The sequence below is a fragment of the Polyangium sorediatum genome, from assembly GCF_029946465.1.
In the GTDB taxonomy this organism is placed as follows: domain Bacteria; phylum Myxococcota_A; class Polyangia; order Polyangiales; family Polyangiaceae; genus Polyangium; species Polyangium fumosum.
In genome coordinates, this window is the sequence record NZ_JARZHI010000006.1 from 137227 (window position 1) to 155063 (window position 17837).

14 protein-coding genes are annotated in these 17837 nt (G+C 72.2%); 7 read left to right on the forward strand and 7 right to left on the reverse strand.

Going from position 1 to position 17837, the window contains the following annotated elements:
* Positions 1–170: 170 nt before the first annotated feature.
* From QHF89_RS09940 to QHF89_RS09955, 4 genes are all read right to left on the reverse strand, one after another.
* Entirely contained in the window at positions 171–626 is a 456-nt protein-coding gene (locus QHF89_RS09940; RefSeq protein ID WP_136965650.1) for a hypothetical protein, read from the reverse strand.
* Between the two features lie 424 nt (positions 627–1050).
* A complete protein-coding gene (locus QHF89_RS09945) occupies positions 1051–3087 on the reverse strand; it encodes a TolB family protein (RefSeq protein ID WP_136965649.1) in 2037 nt (678 codons plus the stop codon).
* A gap of 172 nt (positions 3088–3259) precedes the next feature.
* Positions 3260–4078, reverse strand: coding sequence for an MYXO-CTERM sorting domain-containing protein (locus QHF89_RS09950; RefSeq protein ID WP_136965648.1), 819 nt, complete (start codon positions 4076–4078; stop codon positions 3260–3262).
* A gap of 35 nt (positions 4079–4113) precedes the next feature.
* Positions 4114–4743, reverse strand: coding sequence for a hypothetical protein (locus tag QHF89_RS09955; RefSeq protein ID WP_136965647.1), 630 nt, complete (start codon positions 4741–4743; stop codon positions 4114–4116).
* Positions 4744–5197: 454 nt separating this feature from the next.
* On the opposite strand from QHF89_RS09955, the gene QHF89_RS09960 reads away from it, so the two are divergent.
* From QHF89_RS09960 to QHF89_RS09990, 7 genes are all read left to right on the forward strand, one after another.
* Positions 5198–5560, forward strand: a complete 363-nt coding sequence (locus tag QHF89_RS09960) for an RNA recognition motif domain-containing protein (RefSeq protein ID WP_420814219.1) — start codon at positions 5198–5200, stop codon at positions 5558–5560.
* Between the two features lie 143 nt (positions 5561–5703).
* Positions 5704–6075: a molecular chaperone DnaJ gene (locus QHF89_RS09965; protein ID WP_136931551.1), complete on the forward strand. Its 372-nt coding sequence runs from the start codon at positions 5704–5706 to the stop codon at positions 6073–6075.
* A gap of 345 nt (positions 6076–6420) precedes the next feature.
* On the forward strand, positions 6421–6834 hold the full coding sequence (locus tag QHF89_RS09970; RefSeq protein WP_232379732.1) for a hypothetical protein: 414 nt from the start codon (positions 6421–6423) through the stop codon (positions 6832–6834).
* A 140-nt stretch (positions 6835–6974) separates the two neighbouring features.
* Complete coding sequence (locus QHF89_RS09975; protein ID WP_136965646.1) at positions 6975–7190, forward strand: hypothetical protein; 216 nt, start codon at positions 6975–6977, stop codon at positions 7188–7190.
* A 136-nt stretch (positions 7191–7326) separates the two neighbouring features.
* Positions 7327–7464, forward strand: a complete 138-nt coding sequence (locus QHF89_RS09980) for a hypothetical protein (protein WP_170229346.1) — start codon at positions 7327–7329, stop codon at positions 7462–7464.
* A gap of 33 nt (positions 7465–7497) precedes the next feature.
* Positions 7498–7917: a nucleoside diphosphate kinase regulator gene (gene rnk / locus QHF89_RS09985; RefSeq protein ID WP_136965645.1), complete on the forward strand. Its 420-nt coding sequence runs from the start codon at positions 7498–7500 to the stop codon at positions 7915–7917.
* 135 nt (positions 7918–8052) lie between these two features.
* Positions 8053–8616: a type 1 glutamine amidotransferase domain-containing protein gene (locus QHF89_RS09990; RefSeq protein WP_136965644.1), complete on the forward strand. Its 564-nt coding sequence runs from the start codon at positions 8053–8055 to the stop codon at positions 8614–8616.
* 1 nt (position 8617) lies between these two features.
* Here QHF89_RS09990 and QHF89_RS09995 read toward each other — a convergent pair whose 3' ends face one another.
* The 3 genes from QHF89_RS09995 to QHF89_RS10005 are packed head-to-tail and all read right to left on the reverse strand — an operon-like array spanning position 8618 to position 17801.
* The gene (locus tag QHF89_RS09995; RefSeq protein WP_136965643.1) at positions 8618–11671 is read right to left on the reverse strand and encodes a hypothetical protein; all 3054 of its coding nucleotides are present in this window, start codon (positions 11669–11671) and stop codon (positions 8618–8620) included.
* On the reverse strand, positions 11668–14634 hold the full coding sequence (locus tag QHF89_RS10000) for a hypothetical protein (RefSeq protein ID WP_136965642.1): 2967 nt from the start codon (positions 14632–14634) through the stop codon (positions 11668–11670). Before QHF89_RS10000 ends, QHF89_RS09995 begins: the two co-directional genes overlap by 4 nt.
* On the reverse strand, positions 14631–17801 hold the full coding sequence (locus QHF89_RS10005; protein WP_136965641.1) for a hypothetical protein: 3171 nt from the start codon (positions 17799–17801) through the stop codon (positions 14631–14633). Before QHF89_RS10005 ends, QHF89_RS10000 begins: the two co-directional genes overlap by 4 nt.
* Positions 17802–17837: the final 36 nt, after the last annotated feature.

Genomic DNA, 17837 nt, shown 5'->3' on the forward strand with positions numbered 1-17837 from the left:
GCCTGTCGACAGGGCGTGGGGGGGAAGGCGACCCCCTCGAAGGCCTGTCGACAGGGCGTGGGGGTGATGGGGACTCCGTCGATGTGCTGCCGACAGGGCGTGGCCCCGGCGCCGGCGCCGAGACAGCGCCGGGGCCATTTCATTTCAGGGGTCGAGCATGGCAGGGAGAATCAGGATTCGGGGGGTGGCGTTTCGCGCGGCGGGGAGGATACGGAAAGCGTGAAGCTCGGGTTGGTGAACGTGCCGATCCACACGCGGTACGTGCCAAGGGCCGGGTTCTCGATGTCGAGCTGCGACTGGAAATCCCGCGGGCTGGCGTCGTCGTTGCAACGGTACGACCCATCGGGGAGCTGAACGACCAGCACCGCGTCGGAGGGCGGCGGTGATTCGATCCGCAGCCGCAGGGACGGCCGCTCCGTATCCACTTGCACCTCGAAGTTGGCCTCCTCCCCCACAAAGCCCGCGCAGCCCTCCAGGAGCTCCGACGCCGGCTTGGCGCCGATCGCGATGCCCGCCGCGCTCCCACTTCCATCAGGTCCCAGGGGCAAAGGACGCGGCTGAGCGTTCACCGACGCCGCAACCAGCCCTGCCGCCGCCATTACCATACCCATCGCCATTGTTTTCATGGGGATCCCTCCCTCTGTCCCCATGAAGAAGCAATGGTCGCGCCAGGACGAAACGGGCACAGCCGGTGCAACAGGCGCGCGCGATGCGCAGCACCGTGACAGCCGCGCCGGGGCGCTGCCCCGGTCCCCGCGGGGGGCTGTCCGCCCCCTCGACCCCGGACCAGCGAGGCGCTGGACCCAGGGTTGAAAAACTGCGCGGTGCGCAGTTTTTCAAACGGCCGACGAAAAGCCGGATTGCCGGCAGAACCCGCCGCGCGGCGGTCTTGGTGGGCAGGGTCGTTGTGGGTCTTGAACGGGCCTGTTCGATGAACTGCGCATCGCGCAGTTCATCGAGCTTGGGTCCAGCCCCTGGCTGGTCCGGGGTGGAGGGGGCGGAGAGCCCCCTCCTCGGGTCTGGGGCAACGCCCCAGCTCCGCGCCCCGGCTCACTTCGGCGGTTTTTGCGCGCAGAAGCCGTCGATGCACTCGTCGACCGGGTTGCAGCAGTCGGCCTTCGTGGTGCAGGCGTTGCCGGTCTCGGAGCAGGAGCCTGGGGGCGGGGGCTCGCCGCAGATGTACGCGCCGCTCGCCGGGTCCTTGACGCACTGGCCGCCGCAGCAATCGGCGCCCGTGACGCAGCCCTGGCCCTGCTCCTTGCAAGGCTCCTGCGCCATGTACGCGTTCTCGGAGAGGCCGCAGCCCTCCTGGCCGCGCATGTAGAAGGGCGGATGCGAGGGGTCGCCGGCCGTCGGCGGGTCGTCGATCGCCGTCATCCAGAGCTGCTGGCGGTTCGTGCTGACCAGCGTGTTGCCGTAGTCGCGGCGCGAGACGAAGACGAGCCAGTAATACCCGCCGGCGCGCTGGGGCGCGAAGACGGGGTTGAAGCTCTTGTTGTCGCTGGAGGCGATGGCGAGCTTCTTCAGCTCGCCGCCGTCGTTCTTGACGAGCCAGAGGTCGCCGTTGCCCGTGGAGCGTGAGCCCTGCGTGGGGCGGCCGAACGCGATGTACTGGCTGTCGGAGGTGAAGCTCGGGTACGCCGGGCGGCCCGGGCTGCCGGCCTGCTGGACGATGGGATGGACGTTGCCGACCGTGATGCCGTCGGCCGCGACGTCGCCCGTGGCGAGGTACCCGCTCGACGCGTCGAAGACCCAGCCGCCGCCGCCGAGGCCGCAGATGGCCGCGACCTTGTTGCCGTCGGGCGACCACGCAGGCTCGCCGCAGCCGTTGCCCATGACGTTCGCGTTGAGGACGCCGCCGCCCGCGGCGTTGACGATCCGCAGGATGGAGTTGCTCGGGTTCGAGGCCGCGTCGTTGCTGACGAGGATCTTGTCGCTCGAGTGGTTGAAGGCGCTGAAGGTGCCGCCGAGGCCGGAGCCGGGCGGGATCGCGCCGTACTGGGCGGGGGCCTGCGTGAGGTCGATCGTGATCTGCGGGAAGGGCAGGCTGCCGTCGAGCGTGGCCATCATGGTCTTGCCGTCGCGGCTGACCGTGTGGCAGCCCCAGCAGCCGCCGGGGTTGAAGAACTCCTCGGGCGTGGCGGAGTCGGGCTTGATCTTGAGGATGCGGCCGTTCGAGTTGCCGCCGCAGACGCCGGGCAGCTCCCAGTAGTACACGGCGCCGCGGACGCGGCCCTGCGCGACGTGCCAGACCTGGCTCGTGGGCGCATACGCGCCGCCGCCGGGCGCGAGGCGCGAGAGCTGCACCATGATCGGGTCGCTCTGCGCGCCCGTGCCGGAGGCGCCGATGGACTCCCAGTCCGCCTGGTTCATCAGATGCCGCGCCGGCGCGCCCGTCTGGAAGTACGTGACGTACTCCATGTGCTTCTCGGTGATCTTGAGGCGGTAGGTCTCGGTGCCGCCGACGCCGTTCCACTGGACCTCGGGCGCGAGGACGCCGAGCGGGAAGACGGTGTCGTGGTACGGGTAGACGATCTGCATGCCCGGGTCGGGGCCGATGGGGGTGTCGAAGGCCGCCATCTGCGCAGGATCGAGGCCCGCGGTGTTGATGTTCTTCTTGACGTTGACCGTGACGTTGGTGCTTGCCTCGGCCATGTTGAGCTTCGCCGTGAGGACGCCGGTGCCGCCGACGTTGCCGGTCGGCACGAAGGTGGCGCTGGTGATGTCACCGATGTCCGGCCGCTCGTAGACCCACGTGACCTGGTTCGTCACGTCTTGGCCGTCCTGCGTCTTCACCGTGAAGACCTGCGTCGGCTTGTTGAGGTCGACGACGTTCAGCGTGGGGTTCAGGGGCGCGATGATGAGCTGCTGGACGTTCGGCGTGCCCCCATTGCCGCCCGAGCCGCAGTTGAACAAGCAGCCGCCGTCGCCGCCCTGTCCGCCCTGTGCGGTGCCGCTGCTCCAATCACCAGCGTCGCCACCGTCGCCGCCCGAGCTGCTGTTTCCGCCGGTGGCGCCGCAACCGTAGGCGAACATCGCCACGCCGAGCGTGCTCACGAAACCAAGAAATGCGAAGCGTCTGCGCATGCCCTTCTCCGCGTTGGGTCGCCGACCGTACCTGGCGGGCGAGTGGCGCCAAGGATACCACCCAGCGGAGAGGCTCTACAGGGCGAAGTGGCAACTTTCCGACGGGAAAGGGGGATGCGCCCGGGTTTCCGCGTTGCTCGGAAGAAGGGGCTCTCGGGCGAAGGCGGGGGGTTCAGCCGCGGGCGGTCCTGCGGCGCAGGACGAAGGCGGCGCCGAGGAGCAGGGCGGCGAGGGACGCGCCGGAGGAGGGGGCGGGGACGCCGGCGACGCGGCATCCGCAGCCGCCTTGCTTGGGGGGCTCGGCAGGGGGCGCCTCGGTGGGCGTCTCGCCGGTCGCGGCGGGCTCCGCGGGCGCCTCGCCGCCGGCGGCAGGCTCGCCTTCGCCGTCTTTTTTCTCGGCCGAGGCGTCGTCCTTTTTCTCTTCGGGCTTCTTCTTCTTTTCGCCCGCGAAGACCATGGCGCGGCGGTCGACGATGGGGTTGTCGCCCTTGAGGATCAGCTTGATGGTCTGGCCCATCTGGGCGCCGTCGGTCTGGCGGGTGATCTTGAGGTCGTATTCGCCGGCCTCGAAGCCCTTGTCACGACGGATCACGAAGTCGAACTTCGTGATGTTGAAGACTTTGCCGCTCGCGTCGGAGAAGCCGACGTCCATGCTCTCGTTGATGCTCGGCTGGCCCTTCAGCGGGAGCCGCGTGAGGAGAGGGCGCTCAGGCGACTGGTCCGTGAGCGAGCGCTCGTAGAGCACGACGGGCGTGAAGCTGAAGATCATCGGGATGTACGAGATGTCCGGCTTCGCTCCGTAGTTGATCGTGAAGTTCAGCTTCCACTTGCCGTTGACCTCCTCGGGCTCCCGCGTGGCGAGGGTGACGGTGCCGGCGGCGCGCGCGTCGGTCGGCGCGAAGAGCACGAATGCGAGCGCGAGGGCGGCGAAGAGCGCGCGGAGGAGGGCCGCTCGACGCGGCGGTGGCTGGTTTGTGAGCGCTGATTTCATGGCGGGGCAACCTATCAGGTTTCAGGTTCGAGAGATCAGGGGAACCAGAGGAGCTTGTCCTCGGCGCCCTTGTAACAATCGGCCTGGGCCTGCTCCTCGTTGTCGCCGCAGCCGCCGCCGAGGCAACTGGCGATGTCGTGGAGCGCGGCGGCGTTGTAGCGGGTGGTGAACATGGCCTGCTGCGCGGGCTCGAGGCGCTTCATGGCGGCCTTGCACTCGGCAAACTCGACCTTCTCGCAGCGCGTCGCGCGGTTGCAGCGGGCGTCGATGACCTCGTCGACGCCGGGGCTGCTTATGGGGAGGTCGACGAGGGCCTTTTCGTTGCACTCGGAGAGGAGGAGCGCGCGGTCGGCGGCGGCGGGATCCCCGGCCTGCTTGGCCTCCTCGACGCGCTCGAAGTAGCACTTCGTCATGACACGGATGTACGCCGCGGAGGCCTTGGGGGAGGCCGAGCGGCACTCGGTCATGCGATCCCAGGCGCCGCCCGGGCCCTCGGACTTGGCGAGGGCGTCGCACCACGCAGCCTGCGCGGTCGTGACGTCGGGGCGGTCGGGGTAGTTGGCGTTCCCGCCGCAGGCGACGATGGCAAAGCCGGTGACGAGCAGGGCCACGGCGCGGCGCGCTGCGCGCAGGGGAGCCTTGGGAGGGGAGGAGACGTCGTGCATGGCGCGACGGTATCACGCATGCGCGGACAGGGACGAGTTCGTCTGTTCGCAGGGGTGTCAAGGGGGAAGTACGAGCAGGCGTGGAGGCGGGGACGGGAGCCGAAGGGGTTCGTCCGCGGAGACGATGCAGGGCTCCGGTGTGGAGGGGAGGGGGGAGGGGGGGAGAGGCGAGGCGCGACCGTCCTGAACAGGTCCAAACGCGTTTCCCTGCTCGCACGCTTGCGAAACGTGACGAAGCGCGGTACAAGTGCGCTGTACACGAAAACGTCCCTGGCCACTTGGCACGTCGCTCCTCTTCCGAAGAATGACGCTCGCTCGGAAGACTGGATGACGCAACGTGCGCCGCGGCGGACGACATTCCCATGATGGGTCTTCGTGCGTTTCGGTGCGCCACCGTTTCGCCTCCTGAGGCTTCTTCGAAACGGTTGGCGTGGGGCGTCCTTCACGGACGCTCATGAGAAGCCACGAAAGCAACATGGGCAATCGTCTCTACGTCGGAAATCTCTCCTTCAGCACCACCCAGGCCACCCTCGAGAGCGCCTTCGCCGCGGCCGGCGATGTTCGCGAGGTGGCGATGCCCACCGATCGCGAGACGGGCCAACCGCGCGGCTTCGCGTTCGTGACCATGGCCAACGCGCAGGCGGCGAACAACGCGATCGCGCAGCTCAACGGGCTGATGCTCGACGGGCGCTCGATCAAGGTGAACGAGGCGCAGGAGCGTCCCCCGCGCGGCGGCGGCGGCGGCTTCGGCGGTGGTGGTGGTGGCGGCGGCTTCGGCGGCGGCGGTCGCGGCGGCGGCGGCGGTCGCCGCTACTGATCGATCGAACGTGATCGGCGGCGCGAAGGCGCGGCGGCTCTGACGAGCTGGCGCGCAACGCGCCGCCGATGTGCGTTTCAGCCCTCGAAAGAGGGGCCCGATGGATGGGGCCGGGCCCACGACCCAGGGCCGCGGAGGTACGAATGGCGGTCGACAGTTGCGGAATCTGCGGCGGCGACGGCCGTATCACGAACTCCTTCGGAAACGAGACGCGATGCCCGGGCTGCCACGGGACCGGGCGAAGGTCCGAGGATGGCGGGCTGCGTGACGTGACGAAGACGAAGCCCTCGCATTACCGGGCGACGAACAAGGCCGCCGCCCCCCCGAAGGCCCAGGGGCCTGCGACGCTCGCGGGCATCGCCCTCGCGAACGAGGTGCAGGCGAGCGCGCACGTCTCGAATGACACGAAGGCCAAGCTGACGCGCGAGATCGCCGAGCACGAGGCCACGCACGGCAAGTGCACGGAGACCTTCATCAAGAAGGTCAAAAAGCAGCTCCGGCCGATCGCTCGTTGAAGGGCGCCGGGGTCGCGCCGCGCGGCCCCTCCACCGTGAGATTCAAGGAATCGAGGCTCTTCGGGGCCTTTGCGCCTGCGCGCTCGCTCGTCAGCGCCTTCCGCCCACCTTGGCTGTTCATGCATTGCCGTCGAACGACGATTCGAGGAGGGCAGCCGGCGCGCGGGGTTTCGACGTGGTCGGAGAACCATAACCTTCCGAGTCCTCTACGTCCGGAACAATCGCGTGAGCAAAATGCTTTCGGCTGTGGTATCTTACGTATCTTGGCCTGACGCGAGGAAACCACGATCGAGCTCGTCGAGAAGCGTGGCGCGTGATCGATCGTGACCGCGATCAAGGAGGACGATGAATTATCGCAAGAACCTCGAGCGCACGGAGCGTCGGAACCAGCGGATGGCGCGGGAAGACGCCGCGGGCAAGCTCCTCGAACGAGCTCCGGATTTGACGGATCTCCAGATCGAAATCGACGAGACGCCGAGGGGCGGCAGCGTGGGCGGGACCCGCTACATCCGGCGCGTCGTCCTCGCGCAGGCGCCCGCCCTCTTCGAGGTGTCGTGCTCCGAGCCGCGGTGTCGAGACGGAGGGTACGACGTGACGAGCGAGATCCTCGCGGCCCTCGCGTCGCGCCGGACGATGTTCGAGGGCCAGCAGTCGTGCGCGGGGCGGTGCAGCCTGGGCGATTGCGGCAGGGTCCTTCATTATGTGGCGACGGCGACGTATCGGCACGTCGAGAACGCAAAGGCCCCGCCGATGGGCTGATGTCGCGGCAGCCTGTCCGCAGTCATCCTCCGCGAATCCGCGCGAGCACGGCCCGCGCGATCGTCGACAACGTCGGCGAAATCTTTACGCTTGCCTTTCTCGCCTACGTCTCCGAAGGTGATGGACGAGCGTCGGCCGCCATGACGAACACCCCGGAGACAAGCTCCGCCGCGCGAACCGTGAGCGGCTGCGACGTGAACGAGCCTCCAGATCCAGGCCTGCTGATGTTCGGGCGTGGCATGAGCCGCGCGAAACACGTGAAGGCGGCCGATCGGCTCGATCCGAGGCGCTCGGGGGCCGATGCGCGGGCGCCTGATCTGGCGCGGGGCCCTCCGTCCGAAGCCGCGGCGCCGTAGCCGAGCCGCGCGCATCCGCCGATGATTTCGTCGGCCCTGGGTCGTGCGTCGTCCGCGATGCGCATGCGCCCGCGCCTCGGCGTTCTCCATTTGCGTCGTGATGCCGCTCGTCCGCGCTTTTGATCCGGAGGGGACGATGAGGTTTTCGTACATTCTCACGCGCTCCGAGCTCGTGCTTTTCGTGAAGCTCGGGCTGTTCGTATCTTGTGTCGTCGGATTGCGGTCGCTCGTCGGGGTGTTCGCCGATGGGGGCGATGACGCGCCGGACGAATGACCCGCATCTCGTGCCCCGGGAGGTCCAAGCCCCATGTTTCCTATCGCTCCGAGCCTCGTGATCACGACCCAGGATGCCGAACGCCTTCGCCGGGTGGTCGAGCTGCACCTCGAAGGCACCTCGCGCGCGGCGGCAGAGGCGCTCGACAGGGAGCTCGCGCGCGCGAAGCTCGTCGCGCCGCCCGCCGTGCCGTCCGACGTGGTGACGATGAACAGCCGGGTGCTTTATCTGGACGAGGGGACGCAAAAACGCCGCGAGGTGGTGATCACGTATCCGCGGGACGCGCGCGTCGAGGAGGGGCGCGTGTCCGTGCTCTCGCCCATTGGAACGGCGCTGCTCGGGCTCTCCGTGGGGCAAAGCATCACGTGGCCGATGCCGACGTCCGGCTCCCGGCGGCTCTGCGTGCTCGCCGTCCCCTATCAGCCCGAGGCCGCGGGCGATTTCCAGCTCTGACGGGCCGAGGGGCTCGGCCTGCAGCTCCCCCGTGGCAGACGCCTTGCTTGCCCAGCTCTGACGGGCCGAGGGGCTCGGCCTGCAGCTCCCCCGTGGCAGACGCCTTGCTTGCGGGGCCGTGGAACGGAGGCTGTCATGGCAAACGAGCTGACGGGGATGCGGGTGGCGATTCTCGTGGAGAATGGCTTCGAGCAGGTCGAGCTGACCGAGCCGCGGCGAGCGCTCGATGTGGCGGGTGCGCAAACGGCGATCGTGTCGCCGGTGAGCGGGCAGGTGCGCGGCTGGAAGTTCAAGCAGTGGGGGGATTCGTTTGATGTGGACGTGTCACTCGCGGATGCCCGGCCGGAGAACTTCGATGCATTGCTGCTGCCGGGCGGGGTGATCAACCCGGACAGGCTGCGGATGAACCCGGCGGCCGTTCAGTTCGTGCGCGCGTTCTTCGATACCGGCATGCCCATCGCGGCCATTTGCCACGGGCCCTGGATGCTGGTGGAGGCAGACGTGGTGCGCGGTCGTCAGGTCACGTCGTGGCCGTCCGTGCGGACGGATCTCGTGAATGCGGGCGCGTCGTGGGTCGATCAGGAGGTGGTGAACGACGACCAGCTCGTGACGAGCCGCAAGCCGGACGATATCCCCGCCTTCAACCGGGTGATGATCGAGCTGTTCGCAAAGGCCCGGACCGCGGCGAAGGCCGCGTAGGTCAAGGGCTCGAACAAATCGCCGCGTCGCTACGGCCCGCCTCCCGCACGAGGGATGCGCCGGGGGACGGAAATCGGACCACGAGGGTCGTGTTGTTCGGGGACAACCGGACCTCGAGCCCCTCCAGGCAGGTGCGGCCGGCCGAGACAGCGACGAGGGCCGTGGCCCCGAGGCTCGGGGCGTCATACGCGGGGTGCGGCGGGTCGAACTGGACGTCGACGAGGACCTCGGCAAGGAGGCGGTAGGCGTCGGGGTCGGGGCGGCACGCCGGGGAGGGGTCGAGGTTCGTGAGGCTGCCAGCGGCGCGCACGGGGCCGAGGGCAGCGCGGGCGAGGTCGAGGTCGGCGAGGAGGATGTCGCCGGAGGTGCCGGAGACGGCGCTCACGGCGAGCCGAGCGGAGGCGGCATCGCCGCGGCGACGGGCGATGCCGAGGCGGTGGCGGGTGACGTCGGGGACGCGGGCCATTTCGGTGATGGAACGGACGAGGCCGCCGCGGACGAGGGAGAGTTCGCCATCCATGCCATTGAGCGTGAGGAGGTCGCCGCGGCCGAGGTCGGCGGCGGAGGTGAAGACGCCGTTGTGCTTGAGGGCGACGGGGCCCTGGCTCGGCGCGCTGCCCGGGAGGCCGACGTCGAAGCGAAGCTCGTTCGTGCGGAGGAAGAAGCCGACAGGCGAGGCGTCGGTCGCGAGGAGGACGGGGACGACGGCGCCCTCGACGCGGGTGAGGGTCGGGGCCTTGAAGGTGACGCGGCGCGGGGGGCGCGGGTCGAAGGGGAGGCCGACGTCGACGTGGAAGCTGCCCGCGCGGACGACGCCGACGGCGACGCCGGGCGGGTTGCGGAGCGAGGCCGGGAGGGGCGGGGCGGCGGCGTCGCTCTTGCCGTCGTCGCGGGGCGCAGGGGCGCCGGGGCGTTCGAGGCGGCAACGGAGGGGGAGCGAGCCGAGGCGCTTGACGGGCGGCGCGGGGGCCGGGGCGAGGTCGGGCGGCGGGGGCGGCGGGGCCGCGGGCGCGGGGCCCCCCCAGCCGAGGCGGACGACGCCGTCGCCGAGGGCGCAGCCGAGCTCGGAGCAGCCCTGGACGACGTTGGCGTCGTAGGGGGCGCTGAGCTCGCCGACGGGAGGCGGGGCGACGGGGCGGAAGGTGCGGCCGCCGTCGGTGGTCTCGTGGTAGGTGGCGAGGCCGTCGGCGTCGGCGCGGGCGAGGGCGAAGGGGCCGCCGCGGATGAGCTCGACGATGCCGGGCGGGAGGGGATGGACCTCGACACGGCCGTCGGGCTGGATGTGGACGCCGGCGAAGCGGCCGCCGGGGCGCGAGGCGACGGGGAGCATGCGCTCGGAGCGGCCCTGGGGGAGGGGCTCGCGATCGAAGGCATCCTCGGCGGACTCGCCTTCGGGCGGGAGGACGATCCAGCCGTGGACGGAGCCGTCTTTCTCGTCGAGCCAGAAATCGCGGTCGATCGAGCGGTAGGGAGGCTCTTCCATGGGCGTGAGGACCGCCGGGAAGCGGGCGCCGTCGAGGGCGGGGTCGTCGGGGTCGACGCGGAGGATGCGGACGCCCTCGGGCGCGGGGGTCGAGGCGGGTTTCGTGTCCTTGCCGCGGAGGACAAGGGCCGTGGCTGTGCCGCCGTCGCCGGGGAGGAACCGGTACAGGTGGGTCGCGTCGTCGCCCGTGAGGCGTCGCTCGGTCCAGGCGCCGTCGGCGGCGCGGACGCAGACGTAGGCCTCGTCGGTGGGGGTGGGGTCGAGCGGCTCGGGCGGGTCTTCGGGGGGCGCGGTCGTGGACTCGCTGGGCCCGAAGAGTCGCAGGGGCGGCTCGCTGACGGGCGGAGCGCCCCGGAAATCGGCGACGGTGGGGACGAGCGCGCCGCATCGACCCGTGAACGCGAAGCGCGTGCCGAGGCCGGCGATGAAGGTGGACGGCTCGGGGAAGGTGGCTTCGAGGCGCGGCGCGGAGGGGTCGTCCCGGAGGGCGAGGACATGGGCGCCATGCGGATGGGTGCACGCGAGCAGGACATCGGCGCCGCGGGTGAGGGGCTGGCAGTGCGTGTAGGGCTCGGCGACGCCGAGGGAGTAGGCATCGTCGAGGACCTGGCCCGTGGCGAGGGCGAGGACACGGACGGACTGTTCACGCGTGACGAGGGCGCGGCCCCCCGGGAGGCGCGCCCCGGCAAAGACGGCGCCCGCGAGCTCGGACGGGGCGAGCTGGCGGCTCGTGGGGAGCGGGTCGTCGACGGCGTAGGGCGTCATGCCGACGCCGAGGTCGTTCTGCGGGGCCACAAGGAAGGGGACGAGGCCGGCGGCGGGGTCGAGGGCGAGCGTAGGGGGGTAGCCCCCCCGGTTTGGGTAGAGGAGGAGCCTGCCCGACGCGCCCTCCCCCACGTTGAAGACGCGGACGCCCCGCTCGGCGGTGAGGTCGCGGAAGGTCTTGCCGCCGTCGGTGGTGATCTCGGCGCGGCCAAAGGCGTCGAGGCGGACGCCGTGCTTGCCGTCGAGGGAAAAGGCCTCGGCGAAGCGCGCGAGGTCGGTGCGGCGGACGGTGGGGGTCGGGGCGCGGGGGTCGAGCTCGAGCAGGCCGAGGTCGGTGCGCAGGACGAGGGTGTCGAGCCAGGGGCGCGCGCCGCCTTCGGCCGCGATCTGCGCGAGGGGGCGGAGCTCGCCGAGGAAGGTGTCGGCGTGGTAGGTGCGCGTGTCCGACCAGAAGACGTAGCCGCCGCCGAGGCGCGCGGGCAGGGAGCGGAAGCCGTACAGCGTCTCGGGGCCACGCGCCTCGGCGAGGACGAGGCCGCCGTCGAGGAGGAAGCGGTTGCCGGAGGCGATGGCGGGCTCGGGGCGGGGCAAGGCGGAGGCGCGGCCAGCCTCGTCGAAGGAGACGCCGACGCCCTCGGCGAGGACATACCGGGCCGGGCCGAGGAGGGGCTCGGGCGTGGCCGCGGGTGTTGCGCGGAGCGGCGCGGGCGGCGGGGCGGAGGCGCTCGGGCGCGCGGGCGGCGTGGAGCAGGCGGCGAAGGCGGCGAGGGCGACGGACGCGGCCGCGGGGAAGGCGCGTTTCTTCATCGGACGATGCCTTCGCAGGTGAGCGGCTGGCGGACTTCGGTGCCGAAGCCGAGGACCACGAGTGTGCCCTTGCCGGGGCCCTTGCCGTCGAAGCGGGCGATGAGCTTGCGGACGGTGCCCGGCGGGTCGTAGGCGCCGAGCTCGACCTCGTGGCGCTCGTCGCGGACCGCGATCTCCACGGCTTCGAGGCAAACACGGGCCGGCGACCAGCGCAGGACGGCGAACCCCGCCGATCCACTCGCGACGATGCCGTGGAGCATGCCCTGGGCGAGGCCGATCTCCGTGTCGAAGGGCAGGACCACGCGGGCGTCGTCGGGCTGCGGCGCGCAACGAGGATCCGAGGCGGCGGTGAGGCCTTCGAGGGACGCGAGGCGTTTCTCCGGGCCGAGCGTGCCCCGATCCGGGTCGAGCGGCGCGAGCACGGCGTCGCCGCCCGCGTCGACGGCGACGACGACCGGGTCCTTTCCGCGCAGCAGGCCGGCGGCGAGGTCGAAGCGGCTCGCGGCATCGGGCGGATGGAGCAAGCCGAGCTCGCGCCGCGCGCCGGGGAGGACGGCGCGGCCCGGGGTCGGCGCGGAGCGGGGCAGCTCCACGGCGGAGACGGCCTGGCTGTTGCCGGTCCCGCTCACGAGCAGGGCGCGGCTCCCGTGCACGACGCCCACCGCGGGATCCTCGATGCACCCGCCGATCGGCAAGGTCAGGCCCGCGTCGTCGACGAGAGAGGCGGCGCAGCGGCCCATGCCCGCGGTGGCCACGGCCCGCACCTTCGTGCCGTCGAGCACGTAGCCGAGCCGGATTTCGTACGGATGGAACGGGGTGGGGCCGAGGCGCGAGAGCGGGATCGTGGTGCGAACGATGGGCGCCGCGAGGTCGAGCAGGGGCACGTAGGCGACTTCGGCGTCGCCCGTCGCGCCTCCGGGCTGCGGGCCGCTCCAGGGGATGAACATCCCGCCCGTGAAGCCGATGCGGCCCGGCGTCAGGCGGGCGATGGGCGTCTGCGTGTAGCCGAGGCCAAACGAGTCGGGGATGCGCTTGCCCTCGCCCGGGCCGGCGTACCGGCAGGCGAGGCGCACGAGCGGTGGCTCGGGGATCGGGCGCTGGTACTCGGGGTTCTGCTTGGGCGGGGCCGTGTCTTCGGGCGCCGGCGTGGAGCCGTCGTTCCAGCCGATCCGCACGAACGTGCCGACCTGGCAGCCGATCTCGCTGCACGACATGGGCTCGGCCGATCCGCCGCTTGGCGGGGGCTCGACGAGGCGGAAGCTACGGCCGTAGTCCGTGGTCTCGAAGAGGCGCTCGGTCTCGGTGCGGGCGATGCCGAAGCGGCCCGAGATCGTGAGGCTGACGGTCTGCGCCGGCAGGGCGTGTTGCCGGGGGCGGCCCTCGGCGTCGATGGTCACGGCCGCGAGGTTCGACGGGCCGTGCGCCGAGGGGAGCCAGCCTTCGAGGGTGCCGTCGGGCGTGACGTGGAGCGCCCGCGTGAGCAGCGCGCTCGTCTCGGAGCTGTACGTGGTGATGTCGAGCGGCGGCTCGTTGCGGCCCACGCGCACGACGCGGAGGGCGCCGCGCACGGTGACGCGGGGCGCGTTGTGGACGAACGTGACGGGGAGGGCCACGAGGGCCACGGCGGCGCCCTCGGCGCGCGGGATCCAGGCGACGACGTCGCTCGCGTCGGCGGGCGCGACCCTGTGCTCGACCCACGCGCCCGGCCCCTTGCGCACGCAGAAGACCGGGCTCCGTTGGTTCGAGGCGTTCGTCGGCGAGGCCGAGGCGACGACGTCGGCAGGCGAGCCCGGCGCGGGCCCCTCGCACGGGCCGACGAAGCCGAGCGCCTCGCCGTCCGCGACGACGAAGCGATCCCAGGTCGGCGCGTCCGGCAGGTCGAACGTGCGCTCGATGCGCCCGCCGCTGGCCAGGTCGAACACGGTGGCGCGGTTGTGCGACTCGCAGACGAGCAGCGCGCCGTCCTTCACGCGGAGCGGCGCGCACGTGTCCTCGGCCGTCTCGAGCGCGAGGAGCGCGGTCGCCCGGCCCGTGCGCAGGTCGACGCGCGCGACGGCGCCCTCCGCGATCGCGAGGGCGTCGCCTTCGAGCCAGCGAAGGCCGTACGCGGCCGCCGCTTCGAGGGGCGACTGGGCGGCGTCCTCGGGCCAGAAATCATCGAGCTCGGGCGGCGGCTCGTGGCGTCTCGGGCCCTGCGGCGCGCGGTCCGATACGAGGGCGCCGCGCGCGTCGACGAGCCGGCTCTCCTCGCCCCGGAGCAGGACGTGCAGATCGTCGCCGCGGACCTCGAGCTCCGTCGCCTCCGGGAGCTCCGCCGACACGTCGCGGTAGGTCGCGCCGCCGTCCGTCGTGAGGCGCGCGTGGCCGAACACGGTCAGCACGAGCGCGCGGCGCGCGTCGGCCGCGAGCCCCGTGGCAAAGCCAGGCAGGTCGAGCTTCCGTGGCGGGCCTCCCGCGGGCGACACCACGAACACGCCGGCCGCCGTCACGAGCCCGACGCCATCGAGCCAGTCGAACGTGTTTTGCACGGTCGCCGGCAGCTTCCCGAGGGGCCGGGCCTCGCCGAGCCACGTGGCCGCGCCGAACACCTCGCGCTCTCTCCAGAGCACGTACCGCGCGGGCGCGGCCGGCGCGGCGCTCCACGGCGGGGCCGCCGCCGCCCCCTCGAAATCGACCGTGTCCTTGGCCCGCGCGATCACGTCGGCGCCGCGCGCCTCGACGCGGCGTCCGCCCGCGAGGGATCGATCGATCCCGGCCTCGGTCCGCTCGATCCACGCGGCCGCGCCCGTCACGACCCAGCGCGGTGGACCGAGGGCCGGCGCCCGCGGCGACGCCTTGCTGTCCTCTTTCGCCCCGCGCGCGGCTTCCGTGGACGAAGGCTTGTTCGGCGTGGGGCGCGCCCCCGTGCAGCTCACCGCGGCCATGAGGAGCGCGCAGGCCGACGTGAGGGCGGCGCGCTTCATCGGGCTTGCTCCTGCGGCGTCGGTTCGAGCTTGCAGGTGAGCTCTTGCCGCAGCCCGCCCGCCTGGAGCACGGCGCCGCGGCGCTTCGAGCCCGAAGCTTCCCAGCGTACGATCAGGCTCCCCTCGCTGCGCGTGACGTCGTCGGGCCGGCGCTCGGCTCCGACGTCGATCGCCTCCACGCAGACCCGCTCCTCCGTCCAGCGCACGAGCGCCGCGCCCGAGCCGCGCAAGGTCACGCCCGGCAGCGCGCGGCTGTCGAACCCGAGCCACGCCGAGGGCTCCATGGGGACGAGCGCACGAAAGCCTGTGGCCTTCTTGCAGCGCGGATCGTCGGCCGGCGTCGCCGTCGTCCACGGCGCGAGCGGCGTCCGGGGCCGCGGGCTCGACGTCGCCGGATCGAGCTCCGCGACGGCGACCACGCGCGGCGGGCTCCCGTCCCAGAGCAAGATCCCGATCGCCCCGTCGTCCCGCCGGGCCAGCGTCAGCGGCCTGCGCCCGCCCGCGTCGCGCTCCTGGCCCACGAAGACCGGCGGGCGCAGCGGCGCCTGCGCGTGCTCCTCGAGCGTCATGCGCCGACGGATCTCGCCCAGCACGAGCGCGCGCTCCGGCCCGAGCAGGAGCCCGCCGCCCGGCGCGGTGTCGGCCACCGAGTAGCGCCGGGGCTCGAAGAGCGGCAGCGTCGCCACCCGCTCGGGCGTCACCACGAGCTCGTGCTTGTCCGTCACGAACAGGAGCCCGACCTCCCCTTTCGGCGTCAGCAGCGGCGTCACCACCACGCGCCGCACGTTCTCGAGGTCCGCGCCTGTCGCGTCGATCCGCAGCGGCGACGCGCCCGGCTCGAACGGCGCCCGCATCAGGAGCGAATGCGTGCGCAGCGTCGCCGCGCTCGGCTTCCGCGGCGGGGTCTTCCCCGGCGCCGGCGGGGCCGCGTCGGCCTGCGGCATGTTCTTCAGCATGGCCTGGAGCGCGTCCTTCGGGAGCTGCGCGAGCACCTCCGGCGGCAGCATCTGCACGAGCTCGGGCGGCAACCCCGCGTGCCCCGCCTCCTCCCCGGGCAGGTTCTCCACCTCGCGCACGAGCGTGACGATGTCGCCGAGCCCCGTTTGCCACGACAGCCGTCCCTTGTCCGGCACGAGCGCCGCGTCCGGCATGATCTCCGGCTTGCCGTTCGGCGTGCAGGTGAGGCGCATGGGCGGCTTCGACGCCGGCTCCTCGGAGGGCTCGGCCGGGTGCACCACGGGCGCCGCGCCGGTCGATCCCCAGCCGAGGCGCGTCACCGGGCCGAGCACGCACCCGAGCGCCGAGCAAAACCCGCCGAAGGACGCGGGCGGCAGCGGCGACCGCCCCGCCGCTTGGAAGCTCCGGCCATGATCGATCGTCTCGTACAGATCGCCGTCCCGCGTGAGCGCCACGCCGAAGTCGCCCGTCACGCTCATGCCGAGGACCCGCGACGGCAGGGGGAACGTCGTCACCCGCCCCTGCGGATCCACGACGACCCCGGCGAAGATGCCGCTCACCTCGCCCGCGTTCGGCGCCGCCACCCAGCCCTCGATCGAGCCGTCCTCGCGCGCCTGGAACCGCCGCTCCACGAGCGGCCCGATCGGCCCGCGCAAGCTGCCCGCGTACATGCCGTACGGGCTCCACGACGGGCGCGAGAACAACATGCCGGAGACCTCGGCCGGCACCCGCACGATCCGCACCCCGCCCTGCACGACCACGCGCGACGTGTCGTGTTTCGCCTCGGGCAAACCCTCCGTGTGGGGATCGACGACGAGCGCCACCGCCGTCCCGTCCCGCCGCGGCGCCCAGCCGTACACCTCTTGCCCGGGCGGCAGCTCGATCGCGTGCTCGACCCATTCGTCCGGCCCGCGCCGCACGCAGATCCGCGTCGCCGGCCGGACCTCGCTGCCGAAGTCCATGCGCGACGGATCGTTCGGATCGAGCAGCCGCGGCGTGTACTTGCACGGCCCCACGAACGCGATCGCGCCCGCGTCGTCGGTCACGAAGTAGCCGTCTTCGCTGAAGGCCCGGTCGACCACGGGCGGGAGCGCCCCGTCTTGCAGGCGCATCACGTACGACGTCGTGTCCTGGTACATCTCCCAGCCGCACACGACGAGCGGCGCCTCGGGCCCCGCCACCGCCGAGCACAGGAGCCCCGGCTGCGGAAAGTCCGTCACGGCGCGGAGGATCGAGGCCCGGGCGAGATCCACCTCCGCCATGGCCGACGGGCTCATCGCCAGCGCTCGCCCCGCCGCGACCCTCGCCCCGCCGAGCACCGCGGCCTGGATCGGCGGCGTATCCCGCCAGATCCACCACGCGTTCCGATCGTCCGCCCTCGACCCGGGCAGGATCGGCTCGAACCCGCGCCCGTGGCTCGATCCGTGTTGCGCCCCGTCCATCGGCCCGAACCGCCCATCCGCGCCGAGCGGCAGCCGCCCTTGCCACGTGTCCACGGCGAGCGCGCCCGGCTGCACCAGGAACGTCTTGCTCCCGAGGCCCGCGACCGAGGCCGCGTCGGTCCACGTCGCGCCCCCGTCCCCCGTCGAGGCGAGCCGGCCGAGGTAGTCCACGCGCGCCGCGCGCTTCGCATCCAGCGCCGCGAAGTCCGCGAGCCCCGCCTCGCTCGGCGCTTCCAGCGCGTCGCTCCCCTTCCGCAGCGCGGCCGTGCCCGCCTCCCCGAACACGAGCACCACGTCGAGCCCGCTCCGCGCCCCGCGCACGGCCCCGACCCCGAGCGCCCCACCGAGCGCGACCGGCCGCATCGGTCCCGTGAACGTGTCCGACCGGAACACCCGCGTCCGGCTCCAGTGCACGAACCCGCCGCCGAGGTGCGGCGCCACCACGAGCGACCCGACGAGCGGATCACTCTTGAGCGCCAGATCGACGTCCCACGCCGCCGCCAGCACCTCGCCGCTCTCCGGCGCGAGCTCGAACCGCACGCCCGCCGAGACCAACCGATCCCGATCCGCCTCGTGCGAGACCCAGAACGCGTCGTCGATCGCCGTATGAAACAGCCGCGCCCCGCCCACGAGCGGCTTGTCGAGCCCGAGGGACGGCGCCGGCTTTGGGCTGCTCTTCGCATGCACCGGCTCGGGCGCCGGGCGCGTGCAGGCCCCGAGCGCGAGGGCCGCGGCGAGGAGAGACGTTCGATCGAGTCGTCCCAGCATCGGGAAAGCGCGCCGACGGTAGCGAAAGCGGCGCCC

Excerpts from the sequence above, each read along its gene's own strand:
- QHF89_RS09940 (WP_136965650.1), bottom strand. The coding sequence starts at position 626 with ATGAAAACAATGGCGATGGGTATGGTAATGGCGGCGGCAGGGCTGGTT.
- QHF89_RS09945 (WP_136965649.1), bottom strand. The coding sequence starts at position 3,087 with ATGCGCAGACGCTTCGCATTTCTTGGTTTCGTGAGCACGCTCGGCGTG.
- QHF89_RS09950 (WP_136965648.1), bottom strand. The coding sequence starts at position 4,078 with ATGAAATCAGCGCTCACAAACCAGCCACCGCCGCGTCGAGCGGCCCTC.
- QHF89_RS09955 (WP_136965647.1), bottom strand. The coding sequence starts at position 4,743 with ATGCACGACGTCTCCTCCCCTCCCAAGGCTCCCCTGCGCGCAGCGCGC.
- QHF89_RS09960 (WP_420814219.1), top strand. The coding sequence starts at position 5,198 with ATGAGAAGCCACGAAAGCAACATGGGCAATCGTCTCTACGTCGGAAAT.
- QHF89_RS09965 (WP_136931551.1), top strand. The coding sequence starts at position 5,704 with ATGGCGGTCGACAGTTGCGGAATCTGCGGCGGCGACGGCCGTATCACG.
- QHF89_RS09970 (WP_232379732.1), top strand. The coding sequence starts at position 6,421 with ATGAATTATCGCAAGAACCTCGAGCGCACGGAGCGTCGGAACCAGCGG.
- QHF89_RS09975 (WP_136965646.1), top strand. The coding sequence starts at position 6,975 with ATGACGAACACCCCGGAGACAAGCTCCGCCGCGCGAACCGTGAGCGGC.
- QHF89_RS09980 (WP_170229346.1), top strand. The coding sequence starts at position 7,327 with ATGAGGTTTTCGTACATTCTCACGCGCTCCGAGCTCGTGCTTTTCGTG.
- rnk (WP_136965645.1), top strand. The coding sequence starts at position 7,498 with ATGTTTCCTATCGCTCCGAGCCTCGTGATCACGACCCAGGATGCCGAA.
- QHF89_RS09990 (WP_136965644.1), top strand. The coding sequence starts at position 8,053 with ATGGCAAACGAGCTGACGGGGATGCGGGTGGCGATTCTCGTGGAGAAT.
- QHF89_RS09995 (WP_136965643.1), bottom strand. The coding sequence starts at position 11,671 with ATGAAGAAACGCGCCTTCCCCGCGGCCGCGTCCGTCGCCCTCGCCGCC.
- QHF89_RS10000 (WP_136965642.1), bottom strand. The coding sequence starts at position 14,634 with ATGAAGCGCGCCGCCCTCACGTCGGCCTGCGCGCTCCTCATGGCCGCG.
- QHF89_RS10005 (WP_136965641.1), bottom strand. The coding sequence starts at position 17,801 with ATGCTGGGACGACTCGATCGAACGTCTCTCCTCGCCGCGGCCCTCGCG.